The organism is Rhodanobacter sp. B04 (assembly GCF_002001125.1).
Taxonomy (GTDB): domain Bacteria; phylum Pseudomonadota; class Gammaproteobacteria; order Xanthomonadales; family Rhodanobacteraceae; genus Rhodanobacter.
This window is the reverse complement of record NZ_MUNV01000006.1, coordinates 423150-447909: the sequence shown is the minus strand read 5'-3', so window position 1 is coordinate 447909 and position 24760 is coordinate 423150. Positions and strand designations below refer to the sequence as shown.

Below are 24760 nucleotides of genomic sequence, written 5' to 3'. Positions count from 1 at the left end.
ACGTCCCGACGCGAATCTCGGTCACATCAACCCTCTGCCTGCCATGCTGACGCATTCAGCGCCGACGACGATGTGGTCCAGAATCCGCACGCCGATCAACCGCAAGGCGTCACGAAGTTCGTTGGTGATAGCACGGTCCGCCGCACTGGGTTCTGCAACGCCGCTGGGGTGGTTGTGCGCAAGGATAGCTGCGCTGGCATTGACGCTAAGTGCGGCACGCACCACCTCACGGGGATAGATACTGGCTCCGTCGATGGTGCCGCTGAAAAGTTTCTGGCAGTCGATGATGCGATGGCGGTTGTCCAGCCATAGCACGTGGAATTCTTCATACGGCAGGCCGCCCAGGCGGATGCGAAGGAACTCGTTAGCATCGGTGGGACTGGCAATGCTCCCCTGCCGTTCGAGCCTCTTCTTCAAGATTATCTCGGCTGCGGCGAGCACATCCTTCTCCGTCATCTCGCCGCCGAGCTTGCTACGGGTGTGGGCCATCGTTTCAGCCAAACGCATGTTCGTTTCCTCTTGATAGACGGCAAAACGCCAAAGGCCCGGACGAGCCGGGCCTTTGGCGTATGTCGCTTAGGTTGGTTGGATCAGGGCGCTTTCGTGGTGTTGCAGCGGCAGCGGGCGAAGCCCAGCAGCAGCGTAGCCACGACAACGAGCACGCACGTGAGCGTGTCATTCTTCGGCGTGATCATGCTTCTTTCCTCTCGACGGGCGCCTCAGGGCGGATGCGCCCAAACGCGAGAACGAGCCTTTCCCGTCTCGCGTGGGTGATATGTGGCTGAAGATTTTTTCAATCCAAGCTGAATGCTGAGGTGGTGCTGCGGAAGACCAACTCGCCGACACCAACCATCGGCCTGTCGCGCGGCAGCGCGATTGGATGCGTGCACCGGATCGAATGCATCACACGAATGATCGAGGATGACCGGCCTGCCGGCCCCCGCCTCGCGCTGGAAGCCGATGACCTGCTCTTCGGTATGTCCCCATCTCTTTTTTGCCCAGAGAGTTGATCCTTTGCTACCGTGGGTTGGAATACACAACATGCACAGCGCGGCCACATCGATAAGGATCAAATATGTGCTATTCGGCGCAAATTTGGGCGGACTTCAGAAAGTACGAGCGCTTTGGCGGAAAGCTCGCCATCAAGGAATTCACCAAGCTCGCGGGATGGACCAAGAAGAAAGGCAACTGGGTCAAGGTGGTCCCGAAGGCGATGCGCCGCGCCATGATCGACGCCACGAGTGGCGTGCTGGACGTCGGCACGATCGAGATGGCGCGCGAAGCGGAAACTGAGGCAATCGCCCTGATCGCGTCCGAGATCGGCTTCCAAGAAGCCCGCCTCATCGAAGCCAACGCCAAGCTCGCGTCAAGCAAGCCGACTAAAAAGGCCGAGACCGATCGCCGCGTCGCAACCAACAAGATCGAGGCTGGAAGGAAGAAGCTGGAAGACTTGGCGTTACCAGCACCGGCCGATGGCATCGATAGGATTTGGCCTGGCTACTTTGCTCCGGTGATGATTCGTGATCCTGAAACGGGCGGTCGTATGGTCGTCCCGATGCGCTACCGCTGTCGCCTGCCTGGATGGACAGAAGCCGATGAGATCGAAAAACCAGGCACGTACAACGCGCGGCGCGACAAGCTTTCGACCGTGTGGCGCAAGGTGTTCGGCTACAACCACGGCATCATGATCGTGGATCGATTCTACGAAAGCGTGTATCTCCACAATCTGCAGCAACGACCGCTGGTACCAGGTGAGCGCGAGCAAAGCGTGGAAATTCTTTTCACGCCATCGACCGGTGAAAACCTCTTCGTGGCTTGTCTTTGGACCTTTGTCGAACCAGCCGGTGACGATCCGGGGTTCTATACATTCGCCGCGATCACCGATGACCCGCCCTTAGAAGTTGTTGAGGCAGGCCACGACCGGTGTCCCGTTCCAATTCAGGAAGAGGACATTGATGTATGGCTCGATCCAAACCCGAATGACTACGCGAGCTTGTATGCGATCCTCGACCGACGTGTGCGGCCGTATTACGAACATCAACTACCTCTACAACGTGTTTCCGCGAGCCCTCGGACGTAGAGCAAAGTGATGTTTAGCCCGGCCCGGTGCCACCGATCACTTGAACCAAGATTCAGCCGGGCGCAGCGCAAGCCGACGCTGAGTGCTGGAAGTCATGTTTTGCTTAGCCAGCAATTGCGGGCAGCGCGCCTAAGGAAAGTCGGATACAACCTCGTCTTCCTCAAACCATCTGTTTGCGACGACGTGCGCACGAACTGCGGCGGGATCTGAAGAATAGGCCAAGAGCGCCAAGCTAGATCGAGCGCGACTGCAAGTCACATAAAACAAGCGTCGCGTGCGGTCGAGAGACGTTTCCTTGCCTTCTTGAGCGTTCTTGATATCAGCTGCGGTCGGGGCTTTGGCACCTAACAACTTGTCGTATCCAAACAGAAAGCCTCGGGCCTCCCCGTCGTCCATGAGAACCATAACGCGTTCGAACTCCAAGCCTTTCACCCCCTGATGAGTGTCGAACGGTGCCTCGTGAGCAACATAGGCAGCATAAGGCGCGATTTCAGAGAACGGGCAGTCGAGAAAGGCAATGAGAGCCGCGATCTGTTCGCTGACAGGATCGGCCTCTTCATCGTCGAGTGTGTCTGCTGGCGCGGCCCGCTTAGCGGCCAAGGCGGCTTTGAGATTGTCAGGGATCGAGAAGAGATTGGAGTCAACGATGTTCGCGGCGATTGCGGCACAAGTGGGATCGCCATTGGCCCAGAGAGCCATCAGGCTGTCAATGCCGGCTTGGGCGTTGCGAAGTTGAGCTATGGGCTTGTCATTTCCCTTCAAGGTTTCCTTGCTGAGCAGCGGGGAGCTTTCCCGTACCACCTTAGTCGCCGCGAATTTATCGCCTTTCTTCTGTGCCGTGACGAGCGGCAGGATGTAGTGGGTAAAAAACCGCGCTGGTGCAAAGCTGCCGTCGAGAAAGCTCGTCCGGTAATCATCCACTGAAGCCAGCGCCTCGAACATCTGCAGGAAGCCCATCCGTCGGGCCGCCATGTGATGCTCCAGCGTCAAGATTTTGCATTTGTCGGCGTCAATCCAATCCTGATCGCCAGTCAGCCTCGCCATGTAGTCGCGGGCTCTTTGCTCCAGGGCAGGCTTGTCCGGCGCATCGACCGGAAACACAAAGAGCCGCGCCCAGCCTTCCGGCCGATCATCACGTGATTCCTGTTTGTGATTGTCGACGCTGCCGCGAATTTGATTGATGAGCCGGACAACGCGTTGGGGGCAACGATGGTTTAGCTTTTTTTCTGGCGTCGCCCAGCTCTGTGGTATCTCGCGTTCGATACGCTCTTTGCCGTCCGGGTAGATGCGTTGCATTGTGTCGCCGATGAGGCCCAGGCAAAAACGCTCGGCATGCGCCTTCTGCACCACGAGCAGCGCGTCAATGAGCGCGCGGCTTGTGTCCTGACTTTCATCGATCAACAAAAATGGGAACTTCTCCACGAAGATGCGCTGCATGAGCGGCTTCCCGAGCAGGAACGCCGAGAATATCTTGATGACTTCGCTATGGTTCAGCGCGTTGCGCTCTCGGTTGTCACCACTGGGGTTGTAGGTGAAGGTCTTAATGCCGGCAAGCCGGTCTAACCGGCGCTGCTTGGACTCGATCTGGGCCTGGCGGGCGACCGATGCCTTGGTGCCTGCCCTACCCTTCTCCTCTTCGAATTGAAGGTCGGCGATCTCGCGCTGAAGGTTGTCTTTTAGCCAGGCGCGGATGTCCGCATTGAACCCTTGTATCTGCGACCAAGCAAAGCTGTGAATGGTGCTCACCACGAACAGCGGATCGTACTCAGTGCGCCGCGTAATCTCGTCGCATGCCGCATTGGTGTAGGTGATAACGGCGACCTGCCGCCCGCGTAGGCGGAGAGTATCGCGGTAGGTCTTGGCTATATAGTTCAGTGCGTTCACAAGTGAGCGCGTTTTGCCTGAGCCGGCGCCAGCGAATAGGAAGAAGCTCGTGGGCTTCTCTAGGCTCAAGAACCTAGCTAGATCCTCTTCTACATGATCGTCGAGCGTGACATTCGAGGGCGCGGTGGCAACGTTGTTCATGCCGCTATCTCCTCAGGAGCAGCGGCCGCCTCGGCACCTTCTTCGCCTACCATCTGAGCGAGCCCAAGCTCGACCTGTTTGTGCTCAAGCTGGGCTGCCAGCCACAGCAAGCCCTCACGAATGTAAGACGGCGGGGTCAGCGAAAGTGGGGCCTCGATCTCGAGTAGGTCCAGCGCGAATTCAGCTTTTCCCCCACCTTCGAGCGCGGTCATGAGCGCCCCGCTCAGGGCATTCAGATCGGCACTAGCGGTGATAGCGTTGCGGAACTTAGCAATGAGCCCAGTTCCCGGCAATGTCTCGAACAGCCCGAGATTCGCCATCACTATCGCGTCTTCCAGAGTATAGGAAAGCGCCTCGGCGGTAGCACCTTTGAATGTCGCTTGGATAGGCGACTGGTAGGCAACCCGCAACGAGAAGTTCTCGTCTGCATGGACCTTGACCTTCTCGCTCTCGGGCCTGTCGAGCAGCGGGTCCAGGTCATTAATGACGGGCCACCACGTCCGCAATGTGGTGTTGCGGGTCGTGCAGCCCGCGCCACGTACCGGCGGCGCGCTGGCGCCCGCGGCATTGCATGAATCGATATCGGTGATGACCAGTGTGGTAAGACCGATTTTCTCGATCAGGCTGCGCAGCTTGTGGGCATGGCTTCCGCCGATTTCGAGCCAGGTGATGTAGCTCTCCGAAAGCTTCTCGAACTCCGGATAATAATTTACAAAGTTGGGCACGAGGATACGTTCGGCAGGGCCCTCGATCAGGACAGCGGCATCGGCAAAGAAAAGGTCGCAGTGGGTAACGCGCAGGTAGCGGGTCACGAAGCGCTTGGTGTCCAGGTCGGTCCCAAACGCGTTTTCCAAATTGACGACGCATGAGGTCGGGATCGCCTTTTCGCCGCCCGGTAGGCGGCGAAAATAGCGCAGTGAATCAAATTCACACTCATGGGCGATATGGCTCGAATGAGTGCTAACCACCATCTGCGTCACGAAATTCGGGCTCCCGCCGAGATCGGCGTGGTTACGCAGAATCTTGTGCGCCTGGCGGATGAAAACCTGCTGGACCTGGGTGTGAAGATGCACTTCGGGCTCTTCGACCAGCACTAAATGCAAAGGTGGGATGATCGTGTCGTCGGAAGCCTTGTGCTTGGCCTTACCAACCCGCATCCAACTGTCCCGGAAGGCCATAAGGCGGAAGACCATGGAGATGAGATTCTGGTAACCGAGCCCATTGGAATCCTCTGGGAGATACAGATCCATAGCGTTTTCGCCGTCATGGATGGGGACGACGAACTGCACGGCAGCGTCGTGGTTCAGCCCTTCAACGGGGCGCAGCCGTGTCGAAATGCTTAGCTTCGGGTCCGTAACGCCCGGATAGCCAAGCTTATGCATTTCTTTTAGCGGGCTCTTGAAGCCATCGCTAAGTCGCAGATTGAAGGCTTTCTGGGCTTCCTCGATCGCCTTGAGTGCAAGAAGGTCTTGCGCATCCGGATTCTCATAAGGGTCCAGATGGCGGGTGTAGTACTGGCGGAGCTGAACTGATAGTTTTCGCGATCCAATGATGGTGATGGCAGCCTCGTCGCCACTGTCCTCACCCGCCACGCCGAAGCCGCGCTGGGCACTGATCTCGTCGATGCGAATAAGACCGCGAAACGGGTCGCCATCGATTGGCTCGCCTCCATTGAGCGCCTGCGGTTTGGCAACGCCATGCGCCGGATCGACGCAGCCGGCCGGATCGAGCACATAGGCCCTGACCGTGAAGAACGCCGCGAGCCGGCGCTGCAGGAACTCGACAAGGTTTTGCGGCCAAATTGCCACCTGAAATTCGGCCGCAGCTTTGCCTTGCTGTTCGGCCAGAGCGGCGCCGGCCACCTGCAGCGCGAACGCCTGGGACCTTGCAGTTACATATTCGTGCTGCAGTTGCGCGGCGTCCTTCGGCTCCAGCCGCATGCGCACACCCAACCGTCCGCCATCCCAGTCGAGGGTGGGCAGGATTTTCTGGACGTAGTGAACTTCATTGTTGGCAACATGAAGCCATACGTCGAGGAACGGCAATACATGATCCCATTCAGGCTCGGGCAGCGGCTGGTTCGCGACATGTTCTGCTTCCCAAGCGGCGCCCATCGCGTTGATCGTCGGCCAATGGGAGAGCGTAAAGTCGTTGAAGCAAAAGCTTGATCGCTCTCTATCGACAAGGAAATAACGCAGCGCCGTGATGGCCGACGTCTTTCCACTGTTGTTGGCTCCAACGAAAACGGTCCTTTCGGGAGATAAACCCACCCGGGTCGACAATAGTTTTCTAAAGTTGGCGATCTCAACAAATTCGATGCGCATAGCTCGATCCCATGAGGCGCTGTTATGGACGAAGGCTAACGCAATTGCGCACAAGGCGCGCGTATGCACACGCGTGCCACGCCTCAATGAAAATCTCGCGAACGCACATCCAGACCTCCGAGCAGCTCGCTCATGTCGAGCAGGCGACTGGCGATCAAATGACATACACCATCGACCGCCTCCCAACGTCCGTCGATTCCGAGCAGCTCTGATTCCAGTAACACCCGCCGGTGAGTTTCGGCGACGTCGCGCCAGACGATGACGTTGATCATGCCGTGTTCGTCTTCCATCGTCAGGAACGTGACCCCACTGGCCGTCTGTGGTCGCTGACGCATGGTGACGACGCCCGCAACGCGCGCATAGCTGTTGTGGGGGCGCTTCCGCAGCGTTCGCGAGTCTGTGCATCGAGCGGCGCGCAACCGATTCCTGATCTGCGCCATGGGGTGCACCCCCAGCGTCAGGCCGGTTCGCGCGTAATCCGCCAGCGTGTCCTCGGCCTGTGTCGGCTTCGGCAATGCCACCTCGATCTCCGCCGGACTTATGTTACCGAAGAGAGGCAGCTGCTTCTCTACACCGGCTACCTCCCAATGCGCGTGGTGCCGGTGCCGCGACAGACCCCGTAACGCGCTGGCTTGCGCCAGCAAGTCCTGGTGACGCTTGTCCACGGCCGCTCGCGCGCAGAGATCCGCGATGTCTGCGAACGGACGTGGCGCGCGAGCCGCCATGATCCGCAGTGCAGCTTCTTCGCTGAACCCGCGTACCTGACGCAATCCAAGCTGAATCGCGGGAGCTTCTTCGTCACGGGTGATGAGTGTGTTGTCCCAATCGCTGCACTGCACGTCGATAGGAAAAACGTCGATGTCATGGCGCCGGGCGTCTTGAACGATCTGGCTCGGTGCATAGAAGCCCATGGGCTGGCTGTTCAACAGTGAACAGGCGAAAGCCGCCGGCTCGTGGCACTTCAGCCAGCAGCTCGCATAGACGATGCCCGCGAAGCTGGCCGCGTGTGATTCGGGGAACCCATATGACCCGAAGCCCTTGATCTGCTCGAACAACTTCTCGGCAAAGGCGGTGGTGTAACCGCGATCGGTCATGCCGGTCAGGATGCGTTCGCGATGCTTCTCCAATCCGCCCCGCCGCTTCCACGCGGCCATGTCGCGCCTGAGTCCATCCGCCTCCCCCGCGGTGTAGCCGGCCGCAATCATGGCCAGCTTCATGACCTGTTCCTGGAACAACGGTACGCCCAGGGTGCGTTCGAAGACCTCCTTCAGTTCTTCCGAGGGGTAGTCGACCGGCTCCTCCTTCCTTCGTCGCCGCAGATACGGGTGCACCATGTCGCCCTGGATAGGACCGGGTCGAACGATTGCGACTTGCACCACGAGATCGAAGAAGTTCTCGGGGCGGTGTCGCGGCAGCATGGCCATTTGCGCCCGTGACTCGATCTGGAACACGCCCACAGTGTCCGCCCGCTGGATCATGGCGTAGGTGTCGGGGTCTTCGGATGGCAACGTAGCCATCGAGTAGTCCTGTCCACGCTGGTCGCGCATCATGTTCAAGCATTTCTGCACGCACGTGAGCATGCCCAGGGCCAGACAATCGACCTTCAAAAGGTTCATCGTGTCGAGGTCGTCCTTGTCCCATTCGATGATCGTGCGGTCGGGCATCGCGGCGTTCTCCACCGGCACCAGCTCACTCAGTGGCGCATCGGAGATCACGAACCCGCCGATGTGCTGCGACAGGTGCCGTGGCATGTCCAGGATCTCCGCCGTCAGCTTCACGATGCGGCGGATGACCGCGCTCTCGGGATCAAATCCTCGTTCGCGCAACCGCTCGGCGAGTGATTCATCGCCGTCCCACCACGCAAACACTTGGCTCAGTTGGTCGACCTGATCCAGCGGCAGCCCCATGGCCTTAGCCACGTCCCTCACGGCGCTCTTGCCACGGTAACAGATGACCGTGGCCGCCAGAGCGGCACGCTCCCGCCCATACTTCCGGTAGATGTACTGGATGACCTCTTCGCGGCGCTCGTGCTCGAAATCGATGTCGATGTCGGGCGGCTCGTTGCGCTCCTTCGAAATGAACCGCTCGACCAGCAGGCTCATCTTCATCGGGTCGACCTCGGTCACGCCGAGCGCGAAGCACACCGAGGAGTTCGCCGCGGATCCCCTACCCTGACACAGGATCCCCTGGCTGCGCGCAAAACGCACGATGTCGTGCACGGTGAGGAAGTAGGGTTCGTAGCGCAGCACTTCGACTAGCCCCAGTTCGTGTTCTAGCTGCTTGTGCACTTTCTCCGACACGCCTTCGGGCCAGCGCCACCGTGCACCCTCTTCGACCAGCTGGCGCAACCAGCTGGTGGGGGTATGGCCTTCCGGCACGAGTTCGGCCGGATAGCGGTAGCGCAGCTCATCGAGCGTGAAGGTGCAGCGTGCAGCGATCCGTGCGCTCTCGTCGAGCAAGGCCTCGGGGTAGAGCTTGGCGAGTACATGCCGACGGCGCAGATGTCGTTCGCCATTGCGCGCGATTAATCCGCCCGCTTCGGCAATCGGCAAGCGATGCCGGATCGCCGTGAGTGTGTGCTGCAAGGCCAGCCGTCGCCGGACGTGCATGTGTACGTCGCCCGCCGCCACCAGCGGCAAGCCGACCTCGCGACCGATAGCATCCAGTTCACGTACGCGCCGCGCGTCGTTCGGCCCGCGATGCAGCTCAACGGCCAGCCACGCGCGATCGCCGAACGTCTGTCGCACCCAGCGACCGTGGTCCATGTCGACGACCAAGTCAGGCGCCCACAGGACCAGCGTGCCCGGCAGGCCGCTGGCCACGTCAGCACGCGTCAAACGGTAAGTGCCTTTCTCCGAAGCTCGGCGCCCCTGCGTGATCAGACCGCAGAGGGATGTGTAACCCTCCTTCGTTTCGCACAGCACGACGATCTTCGGCCCGTCGTCGAGCTTGATTTCCGAACCGACGATCAACGGCACGCCCGTCTCGCGTGAAGCTTCCAGCGCACGGACGATGCCGGCGAACGAGCACTCGTCCGTGATCGCCAAGGCGGCATAGCCACAGGTCTTCGCGCGCTCGAACAGTTCCCGTGCGCTGGATGCGCCGCGGCCAAAGGAGAAGTTCGACAGGCAGTGGAGCTCCGCGTAGGCCGTCATGCGAACCACCCGTGGATCATCCAGCCGGCCTGCTCGTCGGGTGCGCAGAACGCCCAGGCCTCCTGCCCCAGCGATGTCTCGATGACGTAATAATCGCGGCAGACCTCACCGCCATCCCACCACCCCGTTTCGAGGCGTTCCGGACCGGCCAGGATGATCGGGTTCCCTCCGCGCAAGGGGATGGGACGGGGAAGCAACCACGTAGGGCGTGGGTGCGGCTCGATCGGCACTTCATCGTGCGTGGCTTCGCGTTGCGCACGCTCAGGCCGCGGATCCTGCGTGCTGCCCAGCCGATAGACCGCGCCATCGCCCAGCCGCGCGCGCAACCGTTCGCGTACCTGCTCGATCGGCAACGTATTAGCCGGTCGCTCATCGAACAGATCACGTCCCGCGGGCACGAACGCCGGCAGATCGCGGGCGATCAGGCGGAGCGCCAGCACCGGCTCAGGTAGCGTCACGTGTTCCAGCCGACCACGCGCGAACTCGAACAACAGAGCACCATCACGTTCCGAGGCAAGCAAGCCCACGGGCACATCCGTGAAGCGACCTTCGCGGTGTTCCAAGCGCAGCAAGAAGCGCTGCACTCCGCCGTCGCGACCGGCGAGATACGCGGCCAGATCATCGACCATGCGCCGCACCGGAAAGATCAGGGCGGACTGGTTCTCCACCTCATGGAGCAACTCAATACGCAGGTCGAATGTGTCCGGCGGCCGATACAGTTCCAGGCCCGACGGCAGGTCGCCAGTTAGGCGATCCAGTGACGCCAGCAGTTCCGCACCGAACCGGCGACGCAGCCCATCGCGCGGTAACGCCAGCACTTGGCCCAACGTACGAATGCCCATGCTCGGCAGCGCTGCGATCGCGCTTGCGGGCAAGCGACTCTTCGCGATCGGTACCCGCTGCAAGGCGTTGCGCAGGTTGTCCACGGATAACACCGCTTGCCCGTCGGAAACCGTGGTCAGCACGTGGGCGGCATGAGCGGTCGGCGCTGCCGCCATGCGATGACGGAACCCCAGATCGGTGAAGTCCGCGCGCAGCATGGATTCAAGGCGTGGCCATGGCCCGAACAGGCCCATACTTTTGCTGACCTCCAGCACGATCGCATGCGGCAGCAGGCTGACCTCGGAGCTGTAGCGGTAAGCCACGGCGGCCAGGAAGTGGAGCCAACGCTCCACCGACTCGCGGTCATACGGAATCGCTTCGAACTGCGATAGGAGTGCCTGCGCAGCGCTCAGCCGCTGCCCGACATGCAAGCCTGCCGCGCGAGCGGTCTCATTGGCCGAAACAATCGTGCGTGCGTTGATCGGCCCGTCGATGAGCACCAACGGTCCCTCTGTGGGACGGCGTCGGAGAATCCCATCCATCGCCAGATGCGGCAGTTTGATACAAGCCCAAAGCATGTCTGGTTGCCATCAATGGACAGAACGCGGCAACGGGATGGCCTGGGCGGGTACGGCCCCGCCTCGGCATTTACGCACCCAGATCTGCGGACGGGGCGGTGCTTCCAGTTCCAGACGCAGCGCGGCAGGTGATGCGTTGGAAAGGTGGGAGCGGTCACGGAACACGAAAGCAAGCGCCTGCCCGGTGACCGCAGCCACCTGCAGGCGCCGCAAAGCACGATCGTCAGCGTGATGCGGCCATGCCAGCACCGCGGCGCAGCTTCCCGATCCCAGGCACTGCTCGGTGGCCCAGAGCACATCCTTCTCACCAGCATCGACGAATTCCACACGACGCATGTCAACGCCTTGCTGGCGCCAGCCGGCGACACACGGCGCATACGGAGGTGACACGATCACGACGTTGCGCTGACCTTGGGTCAACCTTGCAAGCGTGGGCAGCACGAGACGAAGCTCACCTACCCCACCGACAGGCAACAAGATTTCCGACAACGAAGCCTCGGGCCACCCGCCTGCAGGCAACACTGCATCAAGTGCACACCAACCGGTGGGCTGATCGCCGACTGATACCTCGTGAGCACGACCACGCCAGACCTGACGAGCATCGAGCAACGTAGAGAGTGGGACCACGGCGTTCATCAGCTACCCCGCAGCAAGCCCGCAAACAATCCTTCGATGGCGAAGTCTTCGGTGGGATCCACGTCAATGGGTTTGAAGCCCGGACTGTTCGGCATCAACCGGATCACATCGCCCTTCCAGTGCAGCCGCTTGATCGTGAAACGGTCGCCATCCACACGCGCGGCGACCACTTGGCCATGACGGGCCACCGGCGTGGCGTGCACTGCAACCAGATCACCGTCAAGGATGCCTTCGTCGCGCATCGAATCGCCCACCACCTTCACCAGGTAGTCCGGTCGCAACCGAAACAGCGAACGGGACACACGCAGGCTGCGATCGACCCGTGACTCCGAAAACAGGGGCTCGCCGGCCGCAATGCGACCAATCAGCGGCAGTTCCAGCGTGTCGGCATCCAAGGGATCGGATTCGCGCACCAGTCGGATACCGCGGGCATGGCTGGGTTCGATCGTCAGCCGACCTTTCGCTTCGAGCGAACGGACGTGTTTGAGCACCGCACTGACGTTGCCGATGCTCAGTGCGTCGCCGATTTCTTCAAGCGTGGGCGCCTGTCCATCCCGCTCAATCCGGGCGCGGATGAAAGCGAGGACGTTCAATTGACGCTGGGTGATCTGGATGGTCATGACTCGCATAGTTTCACCTATTTAGGTGAAAATGGAAGATGAAAAAAAGCTGCGCCAAACCACCTGAGACAGATCAAGGGCTTAGCGCGGTGACTGCATACGGCTTCAAACGCGGTTTCAACCCCAGGATCCCTCGCAGCTATCTCACGGGGGTGAGATGGCTTCGGGATTCACTGCTCCCCTCACCACAGGAAAGCCCTTCCCGACCGCTACGCTTCCGACGAACTGGTCCTGCGCGATCCCAGCGATGGCCGCGCGCTGGCGCAGCGGCTCCCCTCGCGCTTGCGGTCAGGTTTGATGCCGGGAATGGACACCTGGTTGGCGACGGTGGGTAGATAGCTGACGTTTTGCAGTTAAATCAGATTTGGCCTTTCGAGACGCAGCACCTTTTCTAACACTGCGCATCGGGTCAACCAGGAAGTCCGCCCACTCCTGCATCATTGCTATCCGCTCCGCCATGTACTCAGCATGGTTGTAGCTCGCACGCACCTTGTCGCGTTCGGCGTGCGCCAGCTGACGCTCGATCACATCTGAGCGATAGCCCATCTCATTGAGGATGGTCGACGCCGTAGCGCGGAAGCCGTGAGCCGAGAAACCGATGCTGTCCTTGCCATTGAATCCCATGCGCTCCAGTGCGCGATTCAAGGTCGTGGCAGTCATGCACTCCTTTGGCCTGCGATAGTTCGGGAACAACACATCGCGCCCTCCCGTATAGGTCTTCAACTCACGCAACAGACAGACCGCCTGCTTTGACAATGGAACGATGTGCGGTTCCCGCATCTTCATACGCTCTGCGGGTATCCGCCACTCGGCGTTGTCCAGGTTGAACTCCGACCACTCAGCCTTGCGAAGTTCGACAGTTCGAACAAAGGTAAGCAGCATCAGTCGTAGTGCGATTACGGTTGTGCGATACCCACCGTACTTTCCCAACGCTTTGGTGAAGTCGACGATCTGATTGCATGAAAGCGGCTTGTGATGTTCGACCTTCGGGCGATGAATGGCCCCTTTCAATGCAGCGGCGGGATCGCCATCGGCGCGCAGTGTGGCAACGGCGTACCTAAAGATGGCCGAAGACCACTGGCGAACCAACAAGGCAACCGTCTCGGCTCCGCGCCCTTCGATGCGACGGATGATTTCAAGCAGATGTGCCGCCGATACGCTGCGAATCGGCAACCTACCCACATGGGGAAATACATCTGACCCCAGGAACCGCTCCACCTGACGCAGGTAGTACGGCGTCCACCCGGGAGACTTCTTGGAAATCCACTCCTTAGCAACACCTTCGAACGTGTTCGCATTCGCCGCATGGTTCGATAGCCGTTCGGCCTGTCGGTTGTGTGAAGGGTGAATGCCTTGCTTGACGAGCGCCCGCGCCTTGCCGTGCTCGGTGCGCGCCTCGGCAAGGGCGATGCTCGGGTACTCACCAATAGCAAAGACGTTCTCCTTGCCCACGATGCGATAGCGGAAACGCCAGAGCTTCGTCCCGGTCGAGCGCACTTCTAGATAGAGGCCACCACCATCCGCCAGCTTGATAGGTTTCGGACCAGGTTTGGTGTTGCGGATCTTGGCGTCAGTCAGCGACATGGTGCGGGTATCGGGCTTTGATACCCACAACGGTACCCGCAATTTCTCTGGCTTACAACGGACCAGCACGGACACCTACGGCATAAAAATCCTTGTTTTTAAGGATGTTTATGCAATTGCGCGGACCGTCATGGATATGCTTGGATACCGATGCTAGTTGTCGATCATCAGGAGCATGGATGGCTCATCGGCTTGCGCTGCGGATGGGGAATGATACTCGCAGGATCGCATGGGATAGACCACCGCCATGCGCCAACCCGCATCGGACCGCGCGTGGCCGAAGCATGGAGGCGTAATGACTAAGGCCCGGCGTGCACAGGCCGCAGCACGTTCGCGGTATAGCTCTCGATCACCAGACTGAAGGGCTGGTTGTCCTGGGTGACCAGCAGCGCACGGTGCTGCAGCACATGGGCTGGGATGATCAGCGGCTTGTCGCTGGGCGGCGGCAGCGCTGCGCCGCTGTCCCAACCGCTTGGCAGCGGCGACCACAGCACGTCGGCGGAAAGCGTCTGGCGACGGAAATGCAGCGGCTGCACGACCTTGCCGAACGGCATATCGGAACTGTCGAGCTGCCGATTCATCGCCGCCGTGAGTCGCGCCGGCACATACCAGTTGTCCGCATCCGACAGCACCATATCCCCACAAGCCAGCTGCACACGCCGATAGCGCACCGGCTCATCCGGCCCGATGCCGAGCTGCGCGCGGGCACCTTCCGGCAATGGCTTGTCCGCACCGTGCACGCGATGCGCCACGATCTTCGCCTCGGCGGCCAGGTGATGCGAGCTGCACCAGCGCTCCAGCGTCAGCGTGGCGCTCGGATGACTCAGCAGATCGGCATTCAACGTCTGCAACTCAGCCAGAGCCTGCGTACGGCCTAGCAGCGTATCGGGCCAGCTTGGTGCGAACTCGCGAGCTACGACGGGCAACGCGCACAACCATGCCAGAAGCACAATCGCACCGTTGCGCTTAGTTGGTGGGCTCATGGCGTTCCTTGGATGGCGCTCGGATGCGCAGCCAGCATGATAACTGCAGCACCACGACGTCATGGACGGCGGCGGATCAGCCCCATCGGCGCATGGTTCGATGGCTAAGGAACAGCATCAAGCTCATCCATAACGGATCGTGCGGCTATCGAACAAAGCGTTGATGCCGCAATGCCATTGCAACTTGACGACATACCCACGGGGCCTGAACATCCGGCGCCATCCCCCGACTGGGGCTCACTTCGAGTTAGGCATCATGAAGAGCCTTCTTGCAGCCCTTGCGATTTTCATCAGCTTCGACGCTTCCGCTGCCGCTGCATTTCGCTACGATCAACGTCTGGCAATGGACCTCGCGCGCGCGTACCTGAACGCATTCAATCGGCAACATCCAGATGAAAATGGCTACGCCAGCGAGAACCATGCGCTGGTTTCATCCGCCATAGCTGCTCGCAACCGGCACCTTGTCTTTGTAACTTTTGCAGGCACCAGCGGCTCGGGCGGCTTTTACGTAGCGTTGGAGTTTTGCAAAGAGACGAACTTGCTCACCGTTGCCGATGTGGGTGCTGTCGACAACATCCAAGCGTACCGGGACGAAGCCACGCACGTTAACCTGAAAACATATGTTGCAAGTCCAGCAGTATGCCCAGCCGAAATACCATGATGCCCGGCATTTCGTTCAAGACGGACAGTTACGCCGCTGCTAGACTCCAGCACCAAACAAAACACGCATGTCGAATACCATCACACTCGTACCAGTAGAAAGCCAGGAGCTAGTCGCCGCCGCACGCGAACTTTTCCTTGAGTACGCCGCAGCGATCGGCGTGGATCTTGAATACCAGGGTTTCGCGGCGGAGCTTGCCGCGTTGCCGTCGCCTTACGTGCCGCCGCATGGCGCCCTGTTCATCGCCTGGATCAAGGACGAGGCGGCTGGCTGCGTCGCCCTTCGGCGCCTTGACGAGCAGACCGGCGAGATGAAGCGCCTGTATGTAAGGCCAGCGTTTCGCAGCTGGGGGCTAGCCAAGCGTCTCATTGGTGAAACCATCCAGGCCGCTCGCCGCGCTGGCTACAGCACGCTCCGGCTGGATACGCTCCCCACCATGGCGTCGGCGCAAGGCCTGTATCGTTCGCTTGGCTTTTCCGAGATCCCCGCGTACAACAGCACGCATTTGCCCGGCACCCGCTTCTATGAATTGAAGCTGATTGTCTGACCATTCCATCAAACCGAGCCCGCTTCGCGGGTCGGCCCGATTCAGGCGCTGACGCCGCTCACAATCCCTTCGCCGCCTGCGCCACCGCGCGGAACAACGCGCGCCCCTTGCTCATCGTCTCTTCCCACTCGGCCGCGGGATCGGAGTCGTAGACGATGCCGGCGCCCGCCTGCACGTGCAGGCGGCCGTCCTGGATGACGGCGGTGCGGATCGCGATGGCGGTATCGGCGTCGCCCCACCAGCCGATCCAGCCGATCGCGCCGGCGTAGATGTTGCGCTTGTACGGCTCCAGCTCCTGGATGATTTCCAGGGCGCGGATCTTCGGCGCGCCGCTGAGCGTGCCGGCGGGGAACGTGGCCTTGAGCACGTCCATGTAGCTGAGGTTCGGCTTCGCGGCGCCCTGCACCTGCGAGACGATGTGCATCACGTGCGAGTAGCGCTCGATCACGAACGACTCGCTCACCTCGACGCTGCCGGTCTCGCTGATGCGGCCGATGTCGTTGCGGCCGAGGTCGATCAGCATCACATGCTCGGCGCGCTCCTTCGGATCGGCCAGCAGCTCGGCTTCGAGCGCCTGGTCTTCCGCTTCCGTCGCGCCGCGCTTGCGCGTGCCGGCGAGCGGACGCACCACCACCTTGCCGTCCTTCAGGCGCGCGAGGATCTCCGGCGAGGAACCGACGATCTGGGTGTTGCCCAGGTCGACGAAATACATGTACGGCGACGGGTTCAATGCACGCAGCGCGCGATACACATCGACCGGCCGCGCGTTGAAACCGACACTGAGACGCTGCGAGGGCACCACCTGGAAGATATCGCCGGCGCGGATGTATTCCTTCGCGCGCTCGACCATCGCCTCGAATTCTTGCTTGGTGAACGAGGATTTGAAATCGCCCTCGTCCAGCGCGATCGACTGCGTGAGCTGCGGATACGAGGCGCCGCCCTGGCGCAGCCGGTAGACCAGCGCATCGAGCCGGCGCTGCGCGGCGGCGTATGCCTGCGGCTGCGACGGATCGGCGTGCACGATCAGGTACAGCCGGCCCTTGAGGTTGTCGAATACCGCGACTTCCTCGGCCAGCATCAGCAGTACGTCGGGCGTGCCAAGTTCGTCGGCGCGATCCCACTGCGCCAGCCGCGGTTCGATATAGCCGATCGTCTCGAAACCGAAGTAGCCGACCAGGCCACCGCTGAACGCGGGCAGCTGTGGCAGGCGCGGCACGTGGTACTGCTGGCGCAGCTTCTCGATCTCGCCCAGCGGGTCGTCCAGGTGGCGGCGCTCGGTGATCTCGCCGGAGTCCTCCACTTCCAGCTCGTGCCCGCGCAGGCGATACACCCGCTTCGCCGGCAGGCCGATGATCGAATAGCGTCCCCAGGTGGCGCCGCCCTCGACCGATTCGAACAGGAAGGTGTACGGGCCGTCGGCCAGTTTCAGGTATACCGACAGCGGCGTGTCGAGATCGGAAAACACCTCGCGCACCAGCGGGATGCGCGTATGCCCCTGGGCAACCAGCGCGTCGAATTCGTCTCGGCTGATTTTATTGGGAGAGATCACGTGGGGAAATCCGGATGGCCAAACGGAAGGAACGGCCATTGTAGGCGAAGCGCGCGCTCAGCCACTCAATCGCTGCCGTGGCATGCCGTGCAGCTGCAGGCTGAAGGCCACGCCGCTGCCATCGTCGAGGTTGCGGGCCGACGCCACGCCGCCGTGGCGCTCGGCCACCAGCCGCACCACGTACAGGCCCAGACCCAGATGCGGCGCATCGCCCGGTGTGGCCTTGTCGCGCAGGCTGACCAGTGAATCGAACAGCCGACCCTGCATCGCTTCGGGCAGCAGCGGCCCCTGGTTGGCCAGCTCGATCTCGGCGCCGGCATCGGCCACCCGCAGGCTCAGCCGCAACCAGCCATGCTCCGGCGTGAACGACAGCGCGTTGTCGAGCAGCTTGTCCAGCGCCTGCGCGATCAGCTCCGGCGCGCAATGCAGATGCAGCGGCAGCTCGGGCAGCACGCACTCGAGTTGGCGCTGGCCGATCAGCGGACGGTACGCATCCGCGCAGCCACGCACCACGTCGCGCAGGTCGACGTCTTCCGGTTCCGCCGCCGTGATCGAGCGTTCCATCCGGCTCGACTCGCTCATCGCGCGCACCAGCGCGCCGAGTCGCGCCACGCCGTCGCGGGCACGCGCCAGGTACGGCTGCGCCTCGGCGGGGAGCGTCGCGTGCTCGAGGTTGTCCAACGAGGATTTGACGATGGCCAGCGGCGTGTTGAGCTCGTGCGAGAGTTTCGAGGCCAGCGTGCGCAGGTAGTCGGTGTAGCCGCCGACCACCTCGAACAGGCGCTCGAAGCTGCGCGCCAGGTCGCCGATCTCGTCGGTGGCATCGGTCATCGGAAAGCGGCCCTGCTCGAACAGGCCGTCCAGACGTCCATCGTTGAGCTGCGCGCGTTCGGCTGCGTTGCGCAGGCGACCCAGACGCAGGCTGAGCCGGGTGGCGAACGCCAGCAGGATACCGCCCGCAACCAGCAGCACGCCGAAGCTGGTCAGCAGCAGGCCGAGCAGTGCGCGGTTGGCCAGCAGCGGCACGATGCGGCTGGCCTGCTCCAGCAGCAGCACCCCATCGACCTGGCCAGCACGCTCGATCGGCACCGCGGCAGCCAGTACCACGCTGCCGCGCTCCTCGCCGTTGCGCCAGACGCTGACCGGCTTGCCGGTACTCGCCGTAGTGACCTCGCGGGTATCCAGGCGCGGCACGTCCTGCGCCCACAGGTTGGCATCTTCCAGCCGGGTCGCCAGCAGCGAACGATAGATCAGGGAAGCGAACCAGCCCGGCTGGCCATCACTGCCGGGCAGCGTATTGAGGCGGCCACTGCGCGCCAGCAGCCAGCCTTGCGGCGACAACACGCGCGCCTGTACCTGGTCGGGCGCAAGCCTTGCCAACTCCTCGGAAAGCGTGCCGGAGAAGCGCAGCAACGGGCGCGTGTCGGCCGCCATCGGATCGCCGCCGGCATGGGCGTCATATACGCCCACCCCGAGCGTGCGCAGCGACAGGTTGCGCGACAGGCGCAGCTCGACCCGGTAGCCGCTGCCATCCTCCTGCCACTGCGCCGTGATCAGGTCGGGCAAGCCCTCCACCACCGGATCGAGCGGGCGCGCCGTCAGCGGCCCCGGTGCGGCGCTGGCCAGCAGGTATCGGCGCTGACCGGAGGCATTGCCGAGCGAGAGAATCAGGTGATCGGCTGCCAGTGCATTGGCATCCTCGGTATCGGCCCGGGTACGCCGGGTATCCGGCACATCGGCATACAGGTACAGGCCGGCATCGTCCTCGGCGAGCAGCAGGCGGCCGCGCTGCTCCAGCGGCTGGCTCCACGGCGTCAATGGCGCCCAGTCGTCACCATAGCCGTCCACCGTGATCGGGTCCGGCGTCTGCTGCACATACCAGCCCTTGCCCTGTCCCGACACGACCGCATCGGTCACCACCAGGCTGCGCGCCACCGCACGCGCCGACGCCAGCAAGGCCTGCGCCTGCCCCTCGCGCAGCAGGGTTTCCATCTGCCGCACGTAAAGCCAGCCCGCCACCGGCAATGCCAACGTGCACAAGGCCACCAGCAACAGCTTGCGGCGCAGGGTCATCGTGCGACCATCATCACGATGGGCCGTCAGGCGCCATGTGCGGGCGATGCCGCATCACGCAGGTAGCGCGAGGCCATCACCACCCGCATGAAATCGTCGAGCAGTGTGCGCCGCATCGGGTCGGCGTCGTCGAAGGTCATCGACCAGCTCAGCCGGATACCGCTGGCCTGGCCCGGATCGCAGAACACCACCACGTCATCGACATGATCGGTGCTCTGGTAGAGGGTAGCCTCGCATGGCATGGCAGGATGCCGCACGACAATGGGCGTGGCCTTGGCCGCCGGATCGATCTGGCGGTAATGCTTGAGGTCACCCTGCATTTCCGCCGCCAGTGTAGGCAGCTTGCGCGGCCACACGTTCAACACCATCACACGCTGCGGCTTGCCGCTCCATTCGCCCTGGTAGAGCACCGCATCGACGCCGATGGCCTTGGCATAGGTGCAGCAATCGCGCGTCCAGCCAGCCGGCGCGACGACGGCGATCGCCCAGGCCGGCATGTTGCCATCACGCGCACCACGCGCCAGCACGTTGTCCGGACCCATACCGGCCTGCGCCACGACGGAGACAAGCAGCGCCAGCGCCAACAGCACCTGTCGCATCACCGTACGCGGCATCACGGCTTCCACCGATAACCCACGCCATGCACCGTCTCGATCGCGTCGAACTCCGGCGCCACCGCGATGAACTTCTTGCGGATGCGCTTGATGTGCGAGGTGATGGTGGCGTCGTCGACGACAAGTTCCGCCTCGCGCATCAGCTGGTCGCGATTCTTCACGTGGCCGGGGAAGCGGATCAGCGTGTGCACCATCCAGAACTCGGTGACGGTGAGCGGAACCTCCTCGCCGTTCCAGCTGATCCGCATGCGCTCGGATTCCATTTTCAGCGGGCCATGCTCGATCACGGTCTCACTGGAGGCTGGTGCCTTCAGCGACTCGATGCGGCGGAACAGCGCGGCGATGCGCGCGGCCAGCTGGTGCAGGCTGGTGTCCTTGCTGAGGTAGTCGTCGGCGCCCAGGCGCAGGCCGGAGATCACGTCGAAATCCGAATCGCGCGCGGTAAGGAAGATGATCGGCAGGGTGGCCGACTTCGCACGCAGTTCGCGGCACAGGTCGAAGCCGCCTTCGGGCTCGTCGCCGAGGCCGATGTCGATGATCACCAGTTCCGGCAGGCGCATGGCGAATGCCGTGGAGGCTTCCCGCCGCGAACCGTAGCCACGTGCATCGTAGCCGAAGCGGTTGAGCGCCTCGACGTAGTTGGCGCGGATCAGCGGCTCGTCTTCGACAATGGCAATGCTGCGGCCCATGGCGCGCTCCCTTGGTAGTGCGCGCAGCGTGCTATGCGGACCGCCGCCGCGCAAGCCGTATGCCAGCCGTGCCCGCGTTTTGCCACAAGCCAGCGGCAAGCCGGCCCGATTGTGCCGGCACCAGCGCCGCGGCCGGATGTTTGATGTGAACCATGCACCACGCATGGAGCCGGACGATGTCGAAAATCGAATCCACCGAACGTGATCCGAATGCCGAGCTGCGCAGCTTCGAACCGCTGCGGGTGACGCTGGCGCTGGGCGCGCTGCTGCTCGGCCTGATCCTCGGCATGCATTGAATCGGAATCGGCGCCATGCACACGAACATCTTCAAGCTTTCAGCCGTGGAAGGCATGGGTGCGTCCGGCGCGAAGGGAATCGCGCCGGACGCGGGCCAGGAAGATCCTGACCCGGACTGGCAGCCCGTGTAACGCCCCACCGCACCCGCATTCCGTCCGACATGGTGGTTACTTTCCCCTCCTTGCGAGGGGATTTTTTTGAACCTGAATCGGGGCGACCCGCCGATTCAGCGCGTTCAGAAATTTTCCCGGAACCAAACCGGATCGTCCCGGTCAGAGTTACCGATTGGTGCCCGTTCCATTGCCGTGGAATGTGCCGATACGGCCGCGACCCCTCCCTCCGATGCGGCCGTGTCGGCACACACCAATCAACGGCACACCAGTCAACAGTGTTTCCTCTCACGTCATCCGACGACGTTTGTCCCGGCGCATCCATTCCATGCGCCGGGATTTTTATGCATGACGCTCAGCCGATCGCCTGGCACAAGGCGGCAGGAACGCTCAAGCGATCGCCTTGCGCATCGCGGCGATCTCGGCGCGGTAATCCTTGGCGTGGAAGATCGCCGAACCGGCAACGAAGGTGTCGGCGCCAGCCGCGGCGATCGCACCGATGTTGTCGGCGGTGACGCCGCCGTCCACTTCCAGCCGGATCGCGCGGCCGCTGGCCTCGATGCGCTGGCGCGCCTGGCGCAGCTTCTCCAGGGCGCCGGGGATGAATTTCTGGCCGCCGAAGCCGGGGTTGACCGACATGATCAAGATCAAGTCGAGCTTGTCCATCACGTAGTCGAGGTAATCCAGCGGCGTGGCCGGGTTGAACACCAGCCCGGCCTGGCAGCCCGATTCCTTGATCAAGCCGAGCGTGCGGTCGATGTGCTCGCTCGCTTCCGGATGGAAGCTGATCAGGCTGGCGCCGGCCTTGGCGAAGTCCGGCACGATGCGGTCGACCGGCTTGACCATCAGGTGCACGTCGATCGGCGCAGTGATGCCATACCCGCGCAGCGACTGCAACACCATCGGGCCGATCGTGAGGTTCGGCACGTAATGGTTGTCCATCACGTCGAAATGCACCCAGTCGGCGCCGGCGGCCAGTGCCGCGGCAGTGTCTTCGCCCAGTCGCGCAAAATCGGCGGCGAGGATGGACGGGGCGATGATCGGGGATTGCTTGGTCATGTTTTTTCTCGGAGCAGGAACTTGCCAAACCGGCACAGGGATGTGCCGACGCGACGAATGCGCGAGCACTTGTCGCGACAAGCTGTCGCGGCTTTGCCGCGGCAGTTTGTTTGCGAACCGCGGCAGGATGCCCGGTTTTGCCATATTAGGTTACTTGAAGCCGCGCTGTTCCTTGATACGGTCGTAAGCGGCATTGATCTCGCTGGCGCGCGACTCGGCGCGTTTGCGCATGTCTTCGGGCAGGTCGCCGAGGCGATCGGGATGGTGCTCGGAAATAAGCTTGCGGTAGGCACGCTTCACCGCACGATCGTCGACGCTGCGATCGATGCCGAGCACCGCGTACGGATCCGGCCCCTGCGGCGTGCGTTGTGGCGGCACGTAGCCGCCGCCGGTCGAACCATGGCCCTGCTGCTGGCCGTAACCGTAGCCGCGCTGGCCGCCGCCGGCATTCCACGCGTAACCCTTCATCGCCATCAGCGCCATCAGCTCCATGTCGCTGACCCGCAGCGCGAACGCGAGCTGGCGCAGGATCGCCATCTTTTCCGGCGCCGGATTGCCCTCGGCCAGCACGGTTTCGATCACCACATCGAGTACCGGAAACGCGTGGTCGCGACGCATGCCGACCCAGTTGCGCAATGCCGTGATGGTCTGGGTGACATCGAACTCCGGCTGCTTGCCGACGTTGAAGCTGACCGCGGCCTGCTTGCGCTGCTCGGCATCCAGCCCCATCCGCGTCATCAGGCGTTCGGCCACCGCGATCTCCGCCTCCGACACGCGGCCATCGGACTTCGCCACCGCGCCGAGCAGGGTGAACAGCGGCCCGACGTAGCCGCCCGCTTCCGGCGTGGCGTTCTTGCGCTGGCTATGACGAAGGTTGTCGAAAATGAAGCCGACCACGGCGCCGGTGATCGCGCCAGGCAAATGGCCGAGATACAGGCCGAAGAATGCGAACCACAGGGTGTAGGAGAAGCTCATGGGTGCGCCTGGGGTTGCGGCGATTGCGCGCTGTACCAGCGAGCCAGCGCATCGAGATCGGCATCGCTGACCGGGCCGATCGCCGCGCGCATCAGCGGTACATCGCGGCCACCGTTGCGATATTGCTTGAGCGCACTGCGCAGGTAGTCCAGCTGCTGGCCGGCCAGGTTCGGCGCGCCGGGCATGCTGGCGTGCCCGGTCTCGCCGTGGCAGGCGGCGCACAGGCCCAGCCGGCTGGGTCGCGGCGGCGCCGCGGTCTGGCTCTGGGCAAGGGCTGGCGTGGCGGCGACCAGACACAGCGCCGCTATCAGTAGGGTTCGCATCGGCAACACATGGGGATGAAGACAGGCAATTCTAGCAGCGCCCGGGAATGCGGCCTGCCGGGTGCGGCTTTCCGGCAGATCGGCCGCAGCAGCTAGAATGAGCGCTCTCCTCCCCTCCGTGGAACCTTCGCCGTGCCGACCACCTTGCCGCAATCGAACCTGCCCGGCCTGGAGCTGCTCCATCGTGGCAAGGTGCGCGATGTCTACGCGTTGTCCGACGATCGGCTGCTGATGGTCGCCACGGACCGGCTGTCGGCGTTCGACGTGGTGCTGCCCAACCCGATCCCGGGCAAGGGCGAGATGCTCACGCAGATCTCCAACTTCTGGTTCGGCAAGACCGCGCACCTGGTGCCCAACCATCTGCTCGACGTACCGCTGGCTGAAGTGCTGCCGCCCGGCACCGACCTGGCCCTGTACGAGAAACGCGCGGTGGTGGCGCGGCGGCTGAAGCCGGTGCCGGTGGAGGCGATCGCCCGCGGCTACCTGATCGGCTCGGGCTGGAAGGATTACCAGGCCACCGGCGCGCTGTGCGGCATCCAGCTGCCAGCGGACCTGCGGCAGGCGCAGCAGCTGCCCGCACCGATCTTCACCCCGTCGACCAAGGCTGCCGTCGGCGACCACGACGAGAACGTCAGCTACGACGTAGTGGTCAACGCGGTGGGCGCCGAACTGGCCGGCAAGGTGCGCGACGCCACGCTGGCGATCTACCAGTGGGCCGCCGCCTATGCGGCCGAACGCGGCATCATCATCGCCGACACCAAGTTCGAGTTCGGCACCGACGCCAGCGGCAAGCTGTACGTGATGGACGAGATGCTGACGCCGGATTCCTCGCGCTTCTGGCCCGCCGACGAATACCGCGTCGGCATCAGCCCGCCCAGCTACGACAAGCAGTTCGTGCGTGATTACCTGGAGACGCAGGACTGGAACAAGACCGCGCCGGGCCCGGTGATTCCGGATAACGTGATTGCCGCCACCGCCGCCAAATACGCCGAGGCATTGCAGCGACTGGCCGGACTCAAGCTCGACTAGACGATCCAACTCAACGCGGAGTTGCCC

20 protein-coding genes are annotated in these 24760 nt (G+C 62.6%); 4 read left to right on the top strand and 16 right to left on the bottom strand.

What is annotated here, in order from left to right; genetic code table 11:
• Positions 1-21 precede the first annotated feature (21 nt).
• Positions 22-507, bottom strand: a complete 486-nt coding sequence (locus B0E46_RS04680; protein WP_077554561.1) for a JAB domain-containing protein — start codon at positions 505-507, stop codon at positions 22-24.
• Between the two features lie 568 nt (positions 508-1075).
• On the opposite strand from B0E46_RS04680, the gene B0E46_RS04675 reads away from it, so the two are divergent.
• Positions 1076-2080, top strand: coding sequence for an SOS response-associated peptidase family protein (locus B0E46_RS04675; RefSeq protein ID WP_077554560.1), 1005 nt, complete (start codon positions 1076-1078; stop codon positions 2078-2080).
• Between the two features lie 129 nt (positions 2081-2209).
• Here the strand turns inward: B0E46_RS04675 and B0E46_RS04670 are convergent, their stop codons facing one another.
• The 8 genes from B0E46_RS04670 to B0E46_RS04635 all read right to left on the bottom strand — a co-directional run bounded on the left by B0E46_RS04670 (position 2210) and on the right by B0E46_RS04635 (position 14807).
• Positions 2210-4105 (bottom strand): UvrD-helicase domain-containing protein, encoded by a 1896-nt coding sequence (locus B0E46_RS04670; RefSeq protein ID WP_077554559.1) that lies wholly within the window; start codon positions 4103-4105, stop codon positions 2210-2212.
• Positions 4102-6429 carry an AAA family ATPase gene (locus B0E46_RS04665; protein WP_077554558.1) on the bottom strand — a complete coding sequence of 776 codons (2328 nt, stop codon included), beginning with the start codon at positions 6427-6429 and terminating at the stop codon, positions 4102-4104. The genes B0E46_RS04670 and B0E46_RS04665 overlap by 4 nt, the downstream gene beginning before the upstream one ends.
• A gap of 83 nt (positions 6430-6512) precedes the next feature.
• On the bottom strand, positions 6513-9584 hold the full coding sequence (locus B0E46_RS04660) for an error-prone DNA polymerase (protein WP_077554556.1): 3072 nt from the start codon (positions 9582-9584) through the stop codon (positions 6513-6515).
• Positions 9581-10984 carry a DNA polymerase Y family protein gene (locus B0E46_RS04655; RefSeq protein ID WP_077554555.1) on the bottom strand — a complete coding sequence of 468 codons (1404 nt, stop codon included), beginning with the start codon at positions 10982-10984 and terminating at the stop codon, positions 9581-9583. The genes B0E46_RS04660 and B0E46_RS04655 overlap by 4 nt, the downstream gene beginning before the upstream one ends.
• 12 nt (positions 10985-10996) lie before the next feature.
• Complete coding sequence (gene imuA / locus B0E46_RS04650) at positions 10997-11620, bottom strand: translesion DNA synthesis-associated protein ImuA (protein WP_077554554.1); 624 nt, start codon at positions 11618-11620, stop codon at positions 10997-10999.
• The gene (lexA, locus tag B0E46_RS04645; RefSeq protein ID WP_077439063.1) at positions 11620-12240 is read right to left on the bottom strand and encodes a transcriptional repressor LexA; all 621 of its coding nucleotides are present in this window, start codon (positions 12238-12240) and stop codon (positions 11620-11622) included. The genes imuA and lexA overlap by 1 nt, the downstream gene beginning before the upstream one ends.
• A gap of 288 nt (positions 12241-12528) precedes the next feature.
• Positions 12529-13824, bottom strand: a complete 1296-nt coding sequence (locus B0E46_RS04640) for an integrase arm-type DNA-binding domain-containing protein (protein WP_077554552.1) — start codon at positions 13822-13824, stop codon at positions 12529-12531.
• A gap of 299 nt (positions 13825-14123) precedes the next feature.
• Positions 14124-14807 carry a hypothetical protein gene (locus tag B0E46_RS04635; RefSeq protein ID WP_077554551.1) on the bottom strand — a complete coding sequence of 228 codons (684 nt, stop codon included), beginning with the start codon at positions 14805-14807 and terminating at the stop codon, positions 14124-14126.
• Positions 14808-15063: 256 nt separating this feature from the next.
• Here B0E46_RS04635 and B0E46_RS04630 point away from each other — a divergent pair, with 256 nt between their 5' ends.
• Both B0E46_RS04630 and B0E46_RS04625 read left to right on the top strand, forming a co-directional pair.
• Entirely contained in the window at positions 15064-15468 is a 405-nt protein-coding gene (locus tag B0E46_RS04630; RefSeq protein WP_077554549.1) for a hypothetical protein, read from the top strand.
• A 67-nt stretch (positions 15469-15535) separates the two neighbouring features.
• Positions 15536-16015, top strand: a complete 480-nt coding sequence (locus B0E46_RS04625; RefSeq protein WP_077554548.1) for a GNAT family N-acetyltransferase — start codon at positions 15536-15538, stop codon at positions 16013-16015.
• A gap of 58 nt (positions 16016-16073) precedes the next feature.
• On the opposite strand, the gene trpE is transcribed toward B0E46_RS04625, so the two are convergent.
• From trpE to B0E46_RS04590, 7 genes are all read right to left on the bottom strand, one after another.
• Complete coding sequence (gene trpE, locus B0E46_RS04620; RefSeq protein WP_077554547.1) at positions 16074-17603, bottom strand: anthranilate synthase component I; 1530 nt, start codon at positions 17601-17603, stop codon at positions 16074-16076.
• 18 nt (positions 17604-17621) lie between these two features.
• Positions 17622-19637, bottom strand: a complete 2016-nt coding sequence (locus B0E46_RS04615; protein WP_077554546.1) for an ATP-binding protein — start codon at positions 19635-19637, stop codon at positions 17622-17624.
• Positions 19638-19663: 26 nt separating this feature from the next.
• On the bottom strand, positions 19664-20251 hold the full coding sequence (locus B0E46_RS04610; protein ID WP_254425038.1) for a hypothetical protein: 588 nt from the start codon (positions 20249-20251) through the stop codon (positions 19664-19666).
• Positions 20251-20940 carry a proteobacterial dedicated sortase system response regulator gene (gene pdsR / locus B0E46_RS04605; RefSeq protein ID WP_077554544.1) on the bottom strand — a complete coding sequence of 230 codons (690 nt, stop codon included), beginning with the start codon at positions 20938-20940 and terminating at the stop codon, positions 20251-20253. Before pdsR ends, B0E46_RS04610 begins: the two co-directional genes overlap by 1 nt.
• Positions 20941-21737: 797 nt before the next feature.
• A complete protein-coding gene (rpe, locus tag B0E46_RS04600) occupies positions 21738-22406 on the bottom strand; it encodes a ribulose-phosphate 3-epimerase (RefSeq protein WP_077554543.1) in 669 nt (222 codons plus the stop codon).
• A 150-nt stretch (positions 22407-22556) separates the two neighbouring features.
• Positions 22557-23381, bottom strand: coding sequence for a co-chaperone DjlA (djlA, locus tag B0E46_RS04595; protein WP_077554541.1), 825 nt, complete (start codon positions 23379-23381; stop codon positions 22557-22559).
• Complete coding sequence (locus B0E46_RS04590; RefSeq protein WP_077554540.1) at positions 23378-23704, bottom strand: c-type cytochrome; 327 nt, start codon at positions 23702-23704, stop codon at positions 23378-23380. Before B0E46_RS04590 ends, djlA begins: the two co-directional genes overlap by 4 nt.
• A gap of 132 nt (positions 23705-23836) precedes the next feature.
• On the opposite strand from B0E46_RS04590, the gene B0E46_RS04585 reads away from it, so the two are divergent.
• Entirely contained in the window at positions 23837-24733 is an 897-nt protein-coding gene (locus tag B0E46_RS04585; protein WP_077554539.1) for a phosphoribosylaminoimidazolesuccinocarboxamide synthase, read from the top strand.
• The last annotated feature ends 27 nt before the right edge of the window (positions 24734-24760 follow it).

What these genes read in the sequence shown, in the direction of transcription:
- B0E46_RS04680 (WP_077554561.1), bottom strand. Translation starts at nt 507, where the DNA reads ATGCGTTTGGCTGAAACGATGGCCCACACCCGTAGCAAGCTCGGCGGC.
- B0E46_RS04675 (WP_077554560.1), top strand. Translation starts at nt 1,076, where the DNA reads ATGTGCTATTCGGCGCAAATTTGGGCGGACTTCAGAAAGTACGAGCGC.
- B0E46_RS04670 (WP_077554559.1), bottom strand. Translation starts at nt 4,105, where the DNA reads ATGAACAACGTTGCCACCGCGCCCTCGAATGTCACGCTCGACGATCAT.
- B0E46_RS04665 (WP_077554558.1), bottom strand. Translation starts at nt 6,429, where the DNA reads ATGCGCATCGAATTTGTTGAGATCGCCAACTTTAGAAAACTATTGTCG.
- B0E46_RS04660 (WP_077554556.1), bottom strand. Translation starts at nt 9,584, where the DNA reads ATGACGGCCTACGCGGAGCTCCACTGCCTGTCGAACTTCTCCTTTGGC.
- B0E46_RS04655 (WP_077554555.1), bottom strand. Translation starts at nt 10,984, where the DNA reads ATGCTTTGGGCTTGTATCAAACTGCCGCATCTGGCGATGGATGGGATT.
- imuA (WP_077554554.1), bottom strand. Translation starts at nt 11,620, where the DNA reads ATGAACGCCGTGGTCCCACTCTCTACGTTGCTCGATGCTCGTCAGGTC.
- lexA (WP_077439063.1), bottom strand. Translation starts at nt 12,240, where the DNA reads ATGACCATCCAGATCACCCAGCGTCAATTGAACGTCCTCGCTTTCATC.
- B0E46_RS04640 (WP_077554552.1), bottom strand. Translation starts at nt 13,824, where the DNA reads ATGTCGCTGACTGACGCCAAGATCCGCAACACCAAACCTGGTCCGAAA.
- B0E46_RS04635 (WP_077554551.1), bottom strand. Translation starts at nt 14,807, where the DNA reads ATGAGCCCACCAACTAAGCGCAACGGTGCGATTGTGCTTCTGGCATGG.
- B0E46_RS04630 (WP_077554549.1), top strand. Translation starts at nt 15,064, where the DNA reads ATGAAGAGCCTTCTTGCAGCCCTTGCGATTTTCATCAGCTTCGACGCT.
- B0E46_RS04625 (WP_077554548.1), top strand. Translation starts at nt 15,536, where the DNA reads ATGTCGAATACCATCACACTCGTACCAGTAGAAAGCCAGGAGCTAGTC.
- trpE (WP_077554547.1), bottom strand. Translation starts at nt 17,603, where the DNA reads ATGGCCGTTCCTTCCGTTTGGCCATCCGGATTTCCCCACGTGATCTCT.
- B0E46_RS04615 (WP_077554546.1), bottom strand. Translation starts at nt 19,637, where the DNA reads ATGACCCTGCGCCGCAAGCTGTTGCTGGTGGCCTTGTGCACGTTGGCA.
- B0E46_RS04610 (WP_254425038.1), bottom strand. Translation starts at nt 20,251, where the DNA reads ATGCCGCGTACGGTGATGCGACAGGTGCTGTTGGCGCTGGCGCTGCTT.
- pdsR (WP_077554544.1), bottom strand. Translation starts at nt 20,940, where the DNA reads ATGGGCCGCAGCATTGCCATTGTCGAAGACGAGCCGCTGATCCGCGCC.
- rpe (WP_077554543.1), bottom strand. Translation starts at nt 22,406, where the DNA reads ATGACCAAGCAATCCCCGATCATCGCCCCGTCCATCCTCGCCGCCGAT.
- djlA (WP_077554541.1), bottom strand. Translation starts at nt 23,381, where the DNA reads ATGAGCTTCTCCTACACCCTGTGGTTCGCATTCTTCGGCCTGTATCTC.
- B0E46_RS04590 (WP_077554540.1), bottom strand. Translation starts at nt 23,704, where the DNA reads ATGCGAACCCTACTGATAGCGGCGCTGTGTCTGGTCGCCGCCACGCCA.